Below are 14,473 nucleotides of genomic sequence, written 5' to 3'. Positions count from 1 at the left end.
GGCGCCGTACCGCCCTGTCAGCCACCTTCCGTGCGGGGCGACTTGACCGGTTCGGCCCCCTTCGCGCCCCGGGGCCGTGCTCCCTACGCCGCCCCGGAGCCGTACTTGGCCAGGTACTCCTCGGCCTTCTCGCGCAGTACGGGGTTGAGGGCGTCGCCCGCCGTCAGGACCCGGGCCAGCAGGCCGAGTTCCGTCGTCGCGGCCCGGAACGCCACGCCGACCGTCACGTCGTGGTCCGGCCGGTGCACCACCTCGACCGGGTCGCCCGCCCGGATCTCGCCCGGCTCGACGACCCGCAGGTAGGCGCCGCTGGCCCCGTGCGTGGTGAACCGCTTCATCCAGTTGCCGCGCTCGCCCAGGTGCCCGGCGAAGGTGCGGCAGGGTATGCGCCCCGAGGTGACCTCGAGGACCAGGTCGGGACCGATCCGCCAGCGCTCGCCGATCAGCGCGCCGTCCACGTCGAGGCCGAGGGTGGTGAGGTTCTCGCCGAAGGCGCCGTTGGGCAGCGGCCGGCCCAGCTCGCGCTCCCAGTGGTCGAGCTCCTCGCGCGCGAACGCGTACACCGCCTGGTGCGTCCCGCCGTGGAACCTCAGCTCGCAGACGGCGTCCCCGGCGACGCCGCTGCCGCCCTGCCCGAACGGGCCCGGCTCGACGACCCGCACGGGGCCCTCGACCGGCTGCTTGTCGATGCCGGTGACGCCGTCGGGGTGGCCGGTGTACTCGACGGGCGCGGGCCGCCCGGCGTTCACGGTCAGAAGCTTCATGGCCCCACGCTAGCCCGTGCCACCGACAGCCCTCAAAGCTGTTTCCGCAAAATTCGCCGCACCTCCAAGAGTGGCTTATATTCGAGGGGTGATCGAAGCCCGTCATCTCCGTGTCCTGCGCGCCGTCGCCGCCACCGGTTCCTTCTCGGCCGCGGCCCGCGAGCTGGGGTGCACCCAGCCCGCCGTCAGCCAGCAGATGAAGGCCCTGGAGGCCTCCGCGGGGACGCCGCTGCTGATCCGCACGGGCCGTGAGATGCGGCTCACCCAGGCCGGCGAGGTGCTGGTGCGGCACGCGGCGGGCATCCTGGCCGGGCTGACCGCCGCCGAGGAGGAGATCGCGGCCATCGCGGGCCTGCGGGCCGGCCGGGTGCGGCTGGTGTCCTTCCCGAGCGGCTCCTCCACCCTGGTGCCCACCGCCCTGGCCGCCCTGCGCGCCGCCCACCCCGGCACCCGGGTGTCGCTGGTCGAGGCGGAGCCGCCGCGGTCGGTGGACATGCTGCGCGAGGGCGACTGCGACGTCACGCTCGCCTTCCGCTACGACGGGGCCAACGGCGCCGAGTGGGACGACCTGGTGGTCCGCCCGCTGCTCACCGACCGCCTGGTGGGCCTGGTCCCCCAGGGGCACCGGCTGGCCGCCGAGGAGCGCGTCGCGATCGGCGACCTGGCCGAGGAGTCCTGGATCGCCGGCTGCCCCCGCTGCCGCCGCCAGCTGGTGGAGGTCTGCGAGAACGAGGGCTTCACGCCCCGGATCGACTTCGCCACCGACGACTACCCGGCCGTGGTGGGCCTGGTCGGGGCCGGTCTGGGGGTGGCGGTGCTGCCGGAGCTGGCGATCGAGTCCGTACGGCCCAAGGGCGTGCGCACGGTGGTCGTGGAGCCCGCGGTGGAGCGCGAGATCGTCGCCCTCACGCTGCCCGACCTGGCGCAGGTGCCGGCGGTGGCGGCGACCCTGGACCACCTGGCCCGCGCGCGCGGGTAGCCGTCCGGCCCTCCGCACGCCGACGCCCGGGCAGGGATCACCCGGGCGGCGGTTGCAGAAACGTTCCTTCAGGTGGTCAAAGGGTTACGCCCGTGCTCCTGTCGTCGTCGGGGCCGCGGCCGTGACCAGGCGGTTCCTGGCGCGGCCCATCAGCTCTTCGCGTTCGTCCTCGGTGAGGCCGCCCCACACGCCGTAGGGCTCCCGTACGGCCAGCGCGTGAGCGGCGCACTGGGCCCGCACGGGGCACCGCATGCAGACCTCCTTCGCCGAGTTCTCGCGCGCACTCCTTGCCGCGCCGCGCTCTCCCTCCGGGTGGAAGAAGAGCGAGCTGTCGACCCCGCGGCACGCCGCGAGGAGCTGCCAGTCCCACAGATCGGCGTTGGGTCCGGGAAGGCGGGAGAAATCTGCCATTGCGCTTGTCCCCTTGAGACCGGTGGTTCGGGTGGTCCGGTGGTGGTCCAGTGGTCGGTTCGCTGGTCGGTTCGGATGTTCCGCTGGAGCCATGAACGTACAACTACTGTCTTAGTAGATGTAAATATGACTCATTGCGAATCTAGTCACAGACACCAGCAAAAGGGAAGAAAAGCCGCTAAATGGGGCATAGCACCACGTGAAGGACGGATGACCTGCGGCGCTCTCCTCCGCGCACGCGCCCTCACGTAGAGTGTCGAAGGTGGCCGTCGGACCCGTAACTCTTTCGGGTGACCGTCGTTGAGAGTGCGGAGGCGGTTGAAACACGAGCGCTCGGGCAGGTGTCCGAGGGCGTCAACCGCACAGGTGAATACGTACCCAGCCTGGAGGCTCAAGGTGACGCGCATGAGCTGCGAGAGCCGCGGAGGTCAGTCATGACATCCGTCCTCGTCTGCGACGACTCCCCGCTTGCCCGAGAGGCGCTGCGCCGCGCGGTCGCGACCGTACCCGGCGTCGAGCGCGTGACCACCGCGGCCAACGGCGAGGAAGTCCTCCGCCGCTGGGGCGCGGACCGCTCGGACCTGATTCTGATGGACGTACGCATGCCCGGTCTGGGCGGCGTGGAGACCGTCCGCCGACTGCTGTCCGCCGACCCCGGCGCCCGGATCATCATGCTCACCGTGGCCGAGGACCTGGACGGGGTGGCGCTCGCCGTCGCCGCCGGGGCCCGCGGCTACCTGCACAAGGACGCCTCGCGCGCCGAACTGCGGGCCACGGTGACCCAGGCGCTGGCCGACCCGACCTGGCGACTGGCCCCGCGCCGGCTGCGCTCGGCCGAGATGGGGGCCGCCCCCACGCTCACCGCGCGTGAGATCCAGGTGCTCGAAGGCATGAGCCACGGGCGGTCCAACGCCGAGATCGGCCGGGAGCTCTTCCTGTCCGAGGACACGGTGAAGACGCACGCCAGGCGCCTGTTCAAGAAGCTCGGCGCCTCGGACCGCGCGCACGCGGTGGCGCTCGGCTTCCGCTGGGGCCTGGTGCGCTGAGCGTGACCGTCGGTTCCCCGTCCGCCGTCGGCGGACGGGGCGGCGCGGGCCCGGACGGGGGCCTCCGCCACCGCCGCGGCGGGGCTCGTTCCGCCGCCGTGACGGCAGCTTGTGTTTCTTTCGCGCGGGATGCCGCATCCTTGAAGGTGTGGAGTTCCTCGGGGACGAGTCGGTCGAGCGGGAGGGGAGGGCGCAGGAGGAGATGAGTTCCGGCGCACCTGCTCATAACGCTTCAGTGCACAACTACGGAGGCGATGCCGCGGATCGGCGTTCGCCCAGGCACCATGGACCGATGCGTGACGACGAGGCTGCGGCCGCCCAGGGGGCCATCGGGGCACTCGTCCACCGTGCGGTCGAGGGCGACGAGCAGGCCACGCACGACCTGCTCGCCCACGTCCACCCGCTCGCGCTGCGCTACTGCCGCACCCGGCTGAACCGGCTGCCCGGTGACGCCCGCCACTTCGTGGAGGACCTGGCCCAGGAGGTCTGCGTCGCCGTCCTGATGGCGCTGCCGCGCTACAAGGACACCGGCCGCCCCTTCGAGGCCTTCGTCTTCGCCATCGCCGGACACAAGGTCGCCGACCTGCAGCGGGCCGCCATGCGGCACCCGGGCTCGACGGCCGTCCCGTCCGACGAGATGCCCGAGCGGCCCGACGACTCGCTGGGTCCCGAGGAGCGGGCGCTGCTGAGCGACGACGCCGAGTGGGCCAAGAAGCTCCTGGCCAACCTTCCGGAGAACCAGCGCGAGCTGCTGGTCCTGCGGGTGGCCGTGGGCCTCACGGCCGAGGAGACCGGACAGATGCTGGGGATGTCGCCGGGCGCTGTCCGGGTGGCCCAGCACCGGGCGCTCAGCCGGCTGCGCGCCCTGGCCGAACAGTAGTGCGGCCCCGCCGGGCGGCCGCGCGCCGTCCCGTCGGGCCGGTGAACCGCCTGGTCCGGGCGGACGTACGAACGTACAAACCTTTCGGGTGATCTTGGTCGTGGAATGAGACACGCCTGTAGCCCGTTAGCATGGACATCCGCACCGATCAAGGCCATTTGGGGAAGGTGTCATGACTGCCAACGTCGACGGAGTGCCCGAGAAATTCGCGACACTCGGGCTGACCTACGACGACGTGCTGCTGCTGCCCGGCGCGTCGGACATGGCGCCCGACCAGATCGACACCTCTTCGCTGATCTCGAAGAACGTGCGGGTGAACATCCCGCTGCTCTCCGCCGCGATGGACAAGGTCACCGAGTCGCGCATGGCCATCGCCATGGCCCGCCAGGGCGGCGTCGGCGTGCTGCACCGCAACCTGTCGATCGCCGACCAGGCCAACCAGGTCGACCTGGTCAAGCGCTCCGAGTCCGGCATGGTGACCGACCCGATCACGGTCCACCCGGACGCCACGCTGGCCGAGGCCGACGCGATCTGCGCCAAGTTCCGCATCAGCGGCGTCCCGGTCACCGACCCGGCGGGCAAGCTGCTCGGCATCGTCACCAACCGCGACATGGCGTTCGAGTCCGACCGCAGCCGCCAGGTGCGCGAGGTCATGACGCCGATGCCGCTGGTCACCGGCAAGGTCGGCATCTCCGGCGTGGACGCCATGGAGCTGCTGCGCCGCCACAAGATCGAGAAGCTTCCGCTGGTCGACGACGCGGGCCTGCTCAAGGGCCTGATCACGGTCAAGGACTTCGTCAAGGCGGAGAAGTACCCCAACGCCGCCAAGGACAAGGACGGCCGGCTGCTGGTCGGCGCCGCCGTCGGCGTCGCGGGCGACGCCTACGAGCGCGCCCAGGCGCTGATCGAGGCGGGCGTCGACTTCATCGTCGTCGACACCGCGCACGGCCACTCCCGGCTGGTCGGCGACATGGTCGCCAAGATCAAGTCGAACGCCTCGGGCGTCGACGTCATCGGCGGCAACATCGCCACCCGCGACGGGGCGCAGGCCCTGATCGACGCGGGCGTGGACGGCATCAAGGTCGGCGTCGGCCCCGGCTCCATCTGCACCACCCGCGTCGTCGCCGGCATCGGCGTCCCGCAGGTCACCGCGATCTACGAGGCCTCGCTCGCCGCCAAGGCCGCGGGCGTCCCGGTCATCGGCGACGGCGGCCTGCAGTACTCCGGCGACATCGCCAAGGCCCTGGTGGCCGGTGCCGACACCGTGATGCTCGGCTCGCTGCTCGCGGGCTGCGAGGAGTCCCCGGGCGAGCTGCTGTTCATCAACGGCAAGCAGTTCAAGTCGTACCGCGGCATGGGCTCGCTCGGCGCCATGCAGTCCCGCGGCGACCAGCGCTCCTTCTCCAAGGACCGCTACTTCCAGGAGGGCGTCGCCTCCGACGAGAAGCTGGTCCCCGAGGGCATCGAGGGCCAGGTGCCCTACCGGGGCCCGCTCTCCGCGGTGGTCCACCAGCTGGTCGGCGGACTGCGCCAGTCGATGTTCTACGTCGGCGGCCGCACCGTCCCCGACCTCCAGGCCAACGGCCGGTTCGTCCGGATCACCTCGGCGGGCCTGAAGGAGAGCCACCCGCACGACATCCAGATGACCGTCGAGGCGCCGAACTACAGCAGGAAGTAGTCCGCGCACCCCGCGCCACCTCGCAAGGGGCGGCCCCGGTTCCCCGGGGCCGCCCCTTCCGCGCGTGTCGGCGATACTGGTAGGCGCAGACGTAGAGGGAAAGGCCACACATCGTGACTGAGATCGAGATCGGGCGCGGCAAGCGCGGCCGCAGGGCGTACGCGTTCGACGACATCGCCGTCGTACCGAGCCGGCGCACCCGGGACCCGAAGGAGGTCTCGATCGCCTGGCAGATCGACGCCTACCGCTTCGAGCTCCCGTTCCTGGCCGCGCCCATGGACTCGGTCGTCTCGCCGCAGACCGCCATCCGCATCGGCGAGCTGGGCGGCCTGGGCGTGCTCAACCTCGAGGGCCTGTGGACCCGCTACGAGGACCCGCAGCCGCTGCTCGACGAGATCGCCGAGCTGCCCGCCGAGGCCGCCACCCGCCGTCTGCAGGAGATCTACGCGGCCCCGATCAAGGAGGAGCTGATCGGGCAGCGCATCAAGGAGGTGCGCGACTCGGGCGTGGTCACCGCCGCCGCGCTCTCCCCGCAGCGCACCGCCCAGTTCTCCAAGGCCGTCGTCGACGCGGGCGTGGACATCTTCGTGATCCGCGGTACGACGGTGTCGGCCGAGCACGTCTCGGGCGCGGCCGAGCCGCTGAACCTGAAGCAGTTCATCTACGAGCTGGACGTCCCGGTCATCGTGGGCGGCTGCGCCACCTACACGGCGGCCCTGCACCTGATGCGCACCGGCGCCGCGGGCGTCCTGGTGGGCTTCGGCGGCGGCGCCGCGCACACCACCCGCAACGTGCTGGGCATCCAGGTCCCGATGGCGACCGCCGTGGCCGACGTGGCCGCCGCGCGCCGGGACTACATGGACGAGTCCGGCGGCCGGTACGTGCACGTGATCGCGGACGGCGGCGTGGGCTGGTCCGGCGACCTGCCCAAGGCCATCGCCTGCGGCGCGGACGCCGTGATGATCGGCTCCCCGCTGGCCCGTGCCACGGACGCGCCGGGCAAGGGCCACCACTGGGGCATGGAGGCCGTCCACGAGGACGTGCCGCGCGGCAAGCTGGTGGACCTGGGCATCGTCGGCACGACCGAGGAGATCCTGTCGGGTCCCTCGCACTCGCCGGACGGCTCGATGAACTTCTTCGGCGCCCTGCGCCGCGCGATGGCCACCACGGGCTACAGCGAGCTCAAGGAGTTCCAGCGCGTCGAGGTGACGGTCGCGGACTCGCAGCACCGCCGCTGACGCTCCACGCGTACGCACAGGGGCCCGGCACCACGAAGGTGCCGGGCCCCTTGGCGTACGTACGCCTGCTGTCTGCCGTGCGTGCTACGCGGAGGCCTTGCGGGCGGCCGAGAAGGCCGCGAAGGCGGCGAGCGCGAAGAACAGGAACGTCATGACGTCCTTGCTCTCGCTCCAGGCGCGGGTGAGCAGGTCGAAGTGCTTGAGGAACATGTCCGTCGCGGAGACGTCCAGCTCCTTGGCCACGATGATCGCGATGGCCAGCAGCTGGCCCAGGTAGACGGCGCCCAGGGACAGGGCGGCGGCGACCACCGGCAGGACGGGGTTGCGGCCGCCGGCCTTGCCCGCGGCCAGGCCGGTGAGGAAGCCGACGCCGATCGCGGCCCAGCCGATCTCGCGCTCGATGGCGCCGGCGATGCCGCCGTAGACACCCGCGGCGACCAGGGCGGCCACCAGGGCCGCGACCAGGCCCAGGCCCACGTTGTTCCGCACCGGTGCGGCGGGCGGCGGGGTGAAGGGGCCGCCGAAGGCGCCGGGCTGCTGGTCGCCCTGGGGCTGGGCCCCGTCGGCGTTGGCGAACGGGTTGCCGGGCGGCGGTACGGACTGGGACATGGCTGGAGGACCCCCCTGGGACCGAGCGCGCGCACGCCGGGGCGTGCGGATAAGCGCGGGATAAACAAACGCGAGTGCGACGCCGGAGGCTAACAGGCCGGACTGACATTCGTACAACGCGTTCGCACTGGTGATCTTGGGGGTGGCCCCGGGGCGCCGCGCGCGGCGCCCCGGCGGGGTCAGAGGCGGTGGGCGGCGCCCGCCGGGGTGGCGCCGCGGGTGTCCAGCAGCAGCTGGGCCTTGACCGCGAGTCCCTGCAGGTCGTACGTGCGGTGGTGCTGGAGCAGGACGGTCAGGTCGGCGTGCGCCGCGGCTTCGTACAGCGAGTCCGCGCGGGGCACCGGCCGGTCGCGCACGTGCCAGTCCGGGACGTGCGGGTCGTGGTAGCTGACGGCCGCGCCCAGGTCCATCAGCCGGGCGGCGAGCTCGGCGGCGGGGGAGCGCTCCAGGTCGGCCAGGTCGGCCTTGTAGGTGACGCCGAGCAGGAGCACGCGGGCGCCGCGGGCGGACTTCCCGTGCTCGTTGAGGAGGGTGGCGCAGCGCTGGATCACGTACTGCGGCATGCGTCCGTTGACCTGCTCGGCCAGTTCGACCATGCGCAGCGGGCGGTGCCGGCCGATGGTGTCCAGGGGGACGCCGTGGCCGCCGACTCCGGGTCCCGGGCGGAAGGCCTGGAAGCCGAAGGGCTTGGTCTCGGCACAGCGGATGACGTCCCAGAGGTCGACGCCGAGTTCGTGGCAGAGCACCGCCATCTCGTTGACCAGGGCGATGTTGACGTGCCGGAAGTTGGTCTCCAGGACCTTGGTCATCTCGGCCTCGCGGGTGCCGCGGGCGCGTACGACCTTGTCGGTGAGCCGCCCGTAGAAGGCGGCCGCGGACTCGGTGCAGGCGGGGGTGAGGCCGCCGATGACCCGGGGGGTGGTCGCGTAGCCGTGGGCGCGGTTGCCGGGGTCGAGGCGGCCGGGCGAGCAGGCGAGGTGGAAGTCCCGTCCGGCGCGCAGGCCCGAGCCCTCTTCGAGCAGGGGGCGCAGGACGTCCTCGGTGGTGCCGGGGTACCCGGAGGACTCCAGGATCACCGTGGTGTGCGGGCGCAGCCGGGCGGCGAGGGCGCGGGCGGCGTCGGTGACGGCGGTGAGGTCGAGGGCGCCGTCGGCGCCGAGCGGGGTGGGGGCGCAGATGACGGCGGTGCGCACCCGGCCGAGTTCGGCGGGGTTGGTGCTGGGCCGGAAGCCCCCCGAGAGCATCCGGCGGATCTCGGACGCGGTGAGCGAGCCGTCGACGGGGGTGCGTCCGGCGGCGAGTTCGGCGACCGGGCGCGGGTCGGTGTCGTAGCCGACGGTCTGGATGCCGGCGGCTGTGGCGGCCTGGGCGAGGGGGAGTCCGAGGTGGCCGAGGCCGATGACGGCGAGGTCTGCGGGCATGGCGGTGGGCCGTCCTTCCCAGTAGCCGGAGGGAACGAGGAGCGCAAGCCCGGTGGTCGGAATGGGCGGGCGCAATGTCAGACTAGGCGTAAATATGACCGATACGCGGGATTGGGGCGTATTGCCGGATCGTGCGTGTTTCGCGGGTTTCGGCAGGCCGGAGCGTGCGGGCGGGCCGCACCGGGTAGGCGGGGTCCACGGGCGTCACCCGCACGCCGGGTGGAGTTATCCACAGGCGGTGGCTGAAGTCGTCGAGTGCGGACAGAATCGAATGTGTGACCCCGGACACGGGGGCACTCGGGGGAAGCGCGACGGGAGGCAGCGGTGAAGGCAGCGGTACTGGGACCCGCGGAGCGGGCCGAGGCGCTCGCGGCGATGGCCGAGCGCGAGCTGGACGTGCTGGTCGTCGGCGCGGGCGTGGTCGGCGCGGGCACGGCGCTCGACGCGGCCACGCGCGGGCTCTCCACCGGGCTCGTCGAGGCGCGCGACTGGGCCTCGGGCACGTCGAGCCGCTCCAGCAAGCTCATCCACGGTGGCCTGCGCTACCTGGAGATGCTGGACTTCGCCCTGGTGCGCGAGGCCCTCAAGGAGCGCGGCCTGCTCCTGGAGCGCCTGGCGCCGCACCTGGTCAAGCCCGTCCCGTTCCTCTACCCGCTCCAGCACAAGGGCTGGGAGCGGTGGTACGCGGGCTCGGGCGTCGCGCTGTACGACGCGATGTCGGTCTCCTCCGGGCACGGCCGCGGCCTTCCGGTCCACCGCCACCTCTCCCGCCGCCGCGCCCTGCGGGTGGCCCCCTGCCTCAAGAAGGACGCCCTGGTGGGCGCGTTGCAGTACTACGACGCCCAGATGGACGACGCGCGGTACGTGGCGGCGCTGGTGCGCACGGCCGCGGGGTACGGCGCGCAGGTGGCCTCCCGCGCCCGGGTGGTCGGCTTCCTGCGCGAGGGCGAGCGGGTCGTCGGGGCGCGGGTGGAGGACGTGGAGGCCGGCGGGGAGTACGAGATCCGGGCCCGCCAGGTGGTCAACGCGACCGGGGTGTGGACGGACGACACCCAGGCCCTGATCGGCGAGCGCGGCCAGTTCCACGTGCGCGCCTCCAAGGGCATCCACCTGGTGGTGCCCAAGGACCGCATCCACTCCACCACCGGCCTGATCCTGCGCACCGAGAAGTCCGTGCTCTTCGTCATCCCCTGGGGGCGGCACTGGATCGTGGGCACCACCGACACCGACTGGGACCTGGACAAGGCGCACCCGGCCGCGTCCAGCGCCGACATCGACTACCTCCTCGACCACGTCAACTCGGTGCTCTCGGTACCCCTTTCGCGCGATGACGTCCAGGGGGTCTACGCGGGCCTGCGGCCGCTGCTGGCCGGTGAGTCGGACGCCACCAGCAAGCTCTCCCGGGAGCACACCGTGGCCCATCCGGTGCCGGGGCTCGTGGTGGTGGCCGGCGGCAAGTACACGACGTACCGGGTGATGGCGAAGGACGCCGTGGACGAGGTGGTGCACGCGCTGGACCAGCGGGTCGCCGCGTGCGTCACCGAGGACGTGCCGCTGGTCGGCGCGGAGGGGTACCGGGCGCTGTGGAACGCGCGCGCGAGGATCGCGGCGCGCACCGGGCTGCACGTGGTGCGGGTGGAGCACCTGCTGAACCGGTACGGATCGCTCCTGGAGGAGGTCCTGGAGCTGATCGCGGCCGACCCGAAGCTGGGCGAGCCGCTGACCGGGGCCGACGACTACCTGCGGGCCGAGGTGGTCTACGCCGCCTCGCACGAAGGGGCCCGCCACCTCGACGACGTGATGACCCGTCGGACCCGGATCTCCATCGAGACCTTCGACCGGGGCACCCGCAGCGCCCGGGAGTGCGCGGAGCTGATGGCACCGGTCCTCGGCTGGGACCAGGAGCAGATCGACAAGGAGGTGGAGCACTACGAGAAGCGGGTGGAGGCCGAGCGGGAGTCGCAGCGGCAGCCCGACGACCTGACGGCGGACGCCGCGCGGCTGGGTGCGCCGGACATCGTTCCGATCTAGTCGGGACGGCCCCGGTCCGAGGTCCGGTCCGGGCGGTCCGGGCGGTCCGGGGCGGTCCGCCGGACGGGGAGTGCGGAGGCGGCCGGAGGCGGTCCGGGAGGGGAGTGCGTGAGGCGGCCGGAGGCGGTCCGGGCGGGGCCGGGTGGGTGACGGAAGCCGTCGGATCGTCCCACTCCGGTACCAGTGGGGCGGGAGTGACGGGGAGACAGGTGCGGGGGTGATGCCCCGAACCCGGTGGTTCGTCCCGGATGCCCGGTGGGGCGAGGGGCCGGATCCCCGCTCCGGTTACCGTCCGGTTCCCTGAAAGGATGGCCCAGTTGGCCGGGTGCCGCCCGGGCGGGCCCGGGAGTACGGCGGCGGCCGGGCCCGGCGGGGTCGGTCCGCAGCGTGGACCCGGGAGAAGTGCTGGTCCCGGAGTGAGGGACAATGGTCGCTCTTCCAGGGCGCGTTACCGCCATCGCGCGCGAGCGGCGGGCGCGGGCGAAGATCAGGGATCGCAGAGGGGACGCATGTCGGAAGCGGAGCAGTCGCGGGACACGACACGGGAACCTCGGCCGGAGGACGACGGGCCGGAGACCGTGGACCGGGGCGCGGGCGCCGAGCGGGTGCCCGCGGCGCGGACCGGGGAGCGGGGCGGCTCAGGGGCCGCGGGCTCGGCCGGGGCCGCCGCCGGGGCGTCCGCCGACACGGGCTCCGCGGGGTCCGGGAAGGCCGCCGGGGACTCCGGGTCCCCCGAGGGGCGGCTGCTCGCCGGGCGCTACCGGCTCGGCGGCGTCCTCGGGCGCGGCGGCATGGGCACCGTGTGGCGGGCCGTCGACGAGACCCTCGGGCGCACCGTGGCCGTCAAGGAGCTGCGCTTCCCCGGGGCCATCGACGAGGAGGAGAAGCGCCGGCTGATCACGCGGACCCTGCGCGAGGCCAAGGCGATCGCCCGGATCCGCAACAACGGCGCGGTGACGGTGTACGACGTGGTCGACGAGGACGACCGCCCGTGGATCGTGATGGAGCTGGTCGAGGGCAAGTCACTGGCCGACGCGGTGCGCGAGGACGGCGTCCTGACGCCGCGTCGGGCCGCCGAGGTCGGGCTCGCCATCCTCGACGTGCTGCGCGCCGCGCACCGCGAGGGCATCCTGCACCGCGACGTGAAGCCGTCCAACGTGCTGATCGCCGAGGACGGCCGGGTCGTCCTCACCGACTTCGGCATCGCCCAGGTCGAGGGCGACCCCTCGATCACCTCCACGGGCATGCTGGTCGGCGCCCCCTCGTACATCTCCCCCGAGCGCGCCCGCGGCCACAAGCCGGGGCCCGCGGCCGACATGTGGTCGCTGGGCGGCCTGCTGTACGCGAGCGTGGAGGGCTGCCCGCCGTACGACAAGGGCTCGGCCATCGCCACGCTGACCGCCGTGATGACCGAGCAGGTGGACCCGCCGAAGAACGCCGGGCCGCTGGCCGACGTGATCTACGGCTTCCTGGAGAAGGACCCGGCCCGCCGGCTCGACGACGCCGGGGCCCGGGCGCTGCTCAACCGGGTGATCCACGCGCCCGAGGAGCCCGCCGTGCCGGAGCCCTCGCCCGAGGCCACCCGCGTGGTGGAGATGCCGCCCGTGCCGCCGGAGCCGGCCGCCCCGGCGCGGCCTGCGGGCAAGCCCGTGGCGGACGCGGCGGCGGACCGGATGCGCGGCGCGCTGCGCTCCGTGCGCAACGCCAGGACCGAGCCCGCGCGGCCCGCCCCGGCCCGCGGGCCCGTCGGCCCCTCCCGGGTGCGGGCGCCGCTCACCGACGTGGTGCCGCGCCGCACGCTCGTGGTGATCGCGGTCGTCGCGGTGCTGGCCGTGCTCGGCACCGTGCTGGCCTTCGCGCTGAGCGGCGGCGACGAGGACAAGGGCGGCAAGGGCAAGGCCGGGGCGGGCTCCTCCCCGTCGGCCCCCGCCCCGTCCGGCGACGGCAAGGGGCAGGGGAGCGGCACCACCCCCGGCTCCGGCCAGGGCGGCAGCACCGGGCAGCAGCCCTCCGACCCGGCGAAGAGCAGCCCGCCGCCGCAGGGCGCGGGACTGCCCGCCGGGTACGCGCAGCAGACCAACGGCCGGTTCCACTTCACGATGGCCATGCCCGCGGGCTTCAAGCAGACCGGCACGGCCGGGGCCGACTCCGGGGCGATATTCAGCCGCGACGGGGGATTCCCGCGCATACAGGTCGACTTCAACTCCCGCCCCACCGATGACGCCGCCAAGGCCTGGAACCAGCTGTCCGGCGCGGTGCGGGGCTCGATGGGCAAGTACAAGCACCTGGGCATAGCCACGGTCTCGTACAAGGGTTACCCGACCGTCGCCGACTGGCAGTTCGAGCGCGACCAGGGCGGCCAGCGGGTGCGGGTGCTCAACCGGGGCTTCAAGGTGGACGCCGGGCACGGCTACGCGATCATGATCACGTGCAAGGCGGCCGACTGGGACGGGGCCGAGTGCGCGACGCTGCGCAAGACCGCGTTCGACACGTTCAGCCCCAAGGACTGAGCACGCCACGTATCGTGAGAGCCCGTGGACCGTACGCAGCCGGAAAGAGCTGGTAACTGCGAGGGCAGTGACCGGATTTGACGGTTTCGTGTAGGTCGTGAGGCCGGGGGGACAGCGCGCTCGTGGGGAGGCGTCGTGGACGACTATGCGGGAAGGGTGCTCGCCGACCGCTACCGCCTGCCGTTGCCGCCCTCCGACGAGTACGAACTCGTCGAGACGCGTGCCTTCGACACCTACAGCGGCCAGGAGGTCCTGGTCCGTCAGGTGCCGTTGCCGGAGGTCGTGGACGCCGAGGTCGTCGAGCCCGACGGGTACGGCACCCAGGTGCCGCGCCGCGCGCCCGGACGCCCCTCGGGGCGCACCACCCGGCGGCCCACGGACCCGGCGGTGCGCCGCGCCATGGAGGCCGCCCAGGCCGCCGCCCAGATCCCCGACCACCCGCGCCTTGACCAGGTCTTCGACGTCTTCGCCGAGGCCGGGTCGCTGTGGATAGTGAGTGAGCTCGTCGCGGCCCGGCCCCTGGCGGCCCTGCTGGCCGAGAAGCCGCTGAGCCCCTACCGCGCCGCCGAGGTCGCCTCCGACGTCCTCACCGCCCTGCGCGCCCTGCACGCGCACGGCTGGACCCACCGCAACATCACCGTCCGCACCGTCCTGGTCTGCGACGACGGCCGCATCGTGCTCACCGGCCTGGCGGCCGGCGCCGCCGAGGAGGCGCTGTGCGGGTACGCGCCGGTGCCGGTGCCCGACGAGGAGCCGCCCGCCCCGGTCCGCCCCGGCTACGAGCTGCCCGAGCACGCCCCGGGGGCCCCGCGGGAGCCCGAGCGGGCCGCCCCGCCCGCGTACCCGGCGCGGGTGGCGCGGGTGTCCCCGGAGGGCAGGGCGGGCGGCACGGCGGCCCCGGGTGCC

Annotated in this window: 12 protein-coding genes; 8 read left to right on the top strand and 4 right to left on the bottom strand. The window is 73.2% G+C overall.

Features of this window, described 5'->3' with window-relative positions; translation table 11 throughout:
- Positions 1 to 83 precede the first annotated feature (83 nt).
- Positions 84 to 764, bottom strand: coding sequence for an MOSC domain-containing protein (locus tag ABT160_RS37785; RefSeq protein WP_351652810.1), 681 nt, complete (start codon positions 762 to 764; stop codon positions 84 to 86).
- A gap of 88 nt (positions 765 to 852) precedes the next feature.
- Here ABT160_RS37785 and ABT160_RS37780 point away from each other — a divergent pair, with 88 nt between their 5' ends.
- Positions 853 to 1,743 (top strand): LysR family transcriptional regulator, encoded by an 891-nt coding sequence (locus ABT160_RS37780; RefSeq protein ID WP_351652808.1) that lies wholly within the window; start codon positions 853 to 855, stop codon positions 1,741 to 1,743.
- 84 nt (positions 1,744 to 1,827) lie between these two features.
- Here ABT160_RS37780 and ABT160_RS37775 read toward each other — a convergent pair whose 3' ends face one another.
- Positions 1,828 to 2,154, bottom strand: a complete 327-nt coding sequence (locus ABT160_RS37775; RefSeq protein ID WP_351652806.1) for a WhiB family transcriptional regulator — start codon at positions 2,152 to 2,154, stop codon at positions 1,828 to 1,830.
- A 434-nt stretch (positions 2,155 to 2,588) separates the two neighbouring features.
- On the opposite strand from ABT160_RS37775, the gene ABT160_RS37770 reads away from it, so the two are divergent.
- From ABT160_RS37770 to ABT160_RS37755, 4 genes are all read left to right on the top strand, one after another.
- Positions 2,589 to 3,200 (top strand): response regulator transcription factor, encoded by a 612-nt coding sequence (locus ABT160_RS37770; RefSeq protein ID WP_003948568.1) that lies wholly within the window; start codon positions 2,589 to 2,591, stop codon positions 3,198 to 3,200.
- Positions 3,201 to 3,492: 292 nt separating this feature from the next.
- Positions 3,493 to 4,080 carry a sigma-70 family RNA polymerase sigma factor gene (locus ABT160_RS37765; RefSeq protein WP_351652804.1) on the top strand — a complete coding sequence of 196 codons (588 nt, stop codon included), beginning with the start codon at positions 3,493 to 3,495 and terminating at the stop codon, positions 4,078 to 4,080.
- Between the two features lie 172 nt (positions 4,081 to 4,252).
- A complete protein-coding gene (gene guaB / locus ABT160_RS37760) occupies positions 4,253 to 5,758 on the top strand; it encodes an IMP dehydrogenase (RefSeq protein WP_351652802.1) in 1,506 nt (501 codons plus the stop codon).
- A 113-nt stretch (positions 5,759 to 5,871) separates the two neighbouring features.
- A complete protein-coding gene (locus tag ABT160_RS37755; protein WP_351652800.1) occupies positions 5,872 to 6,996 on the top strand; it encodes a GuaB3 family IMP dehydrogenase-related protein in 1,125 nt (374 codons plus the stop codon).
- Between the two features lie 84 nt (positions 6,997 to 7,080).
- On the opposite strand, the gene ABT160_RS37750 is transcribed toward ABT160_RS37755, so the two are convergent.
- Positions 7,081 to 7,605 (bottom strand): hypothetical protein, encoded by a 525-nt coding sequence (locus ABT160_RS37750; RefSeq protein ID WP_351652798.1) that lies wholly within the window; start codon positions 7,603 to 7,605, stop codon positions 7,081 to 7,083.
- A gap of 179 nt (positions 7,606 to 7,784) precedes the next feature.
- Complete coding sequence (locus tag ABT160_RS37745; protein ID WP_351652796.1) at positions 7,785 to 9,026, bottom strand: nucleotide sugar dehydrogenase; 1,242 nt, start codon at positions 9,024 to 9,026, stop codon at positions 7,785 to 7,787.
- Between the two features lie 324 nt (positions 9,027 to 9,350).
- Here ABT160_RS37745 and ABT160_RS37740 point away from each other — a divergent pair, with 324 nt between their 5' ends.
- The 3 genes from ABT160_RS37740 to ABT160_RS37730 all read left to right on the top strand — a co-directional run.
- Positions 9,351 to 11,057 carry a glycerol-3-phosphate dehydrogenase/oxidase gene (locus ABT160_RS37740; protein ID WP_351652794.1) on the top strand — a complete coding sequence of 569 codons (1,707 nt, stop codon included), beginning with the start codon at positions 9,351 to 9,353 and terminating at the stop codon, positions 11,055 to 11,057.
- A 509-nt stretch (positions 11,058 to 11,566) separates the two neighbouring features.
- Positions 11,567 to 13,567 carry a serine/threonine-protein kinase gene (locus tag ABT160_RS37735; protein WP_351652792.1) on the top strand — a complete coding sequence of 667 codons (2,001 nt, stop codon included), beginning with the start codon at positions 11,567 to 11,569 and terminating at the stop codon, positions 13,565 to 13,567.
- Between the two features lie 135 nt (positions 13,568 to 13,702).
- Positions 13,703 to 14,473 (top strand): protein kinase (locus ABT160_RS37730; RefSeq protein ID WP_351652790.1); only part of this gene is annotated, 771 nt, incomplete at its 3' end.

Origin of the sequence: Streptomyces sp. NPDC001941 (assembly GCF_040296945.1) — a bacterium.
Classification (GTDB): Bacteria; Actinomycetota; Actinomycetes; order Streptomycetales; family Streptomycetaceae; genus Streptomyces.
Note: the sequence above shows the minus strand (reverse complement) of the source record. Positions and strands in the feature narration are given on the sequence as shown.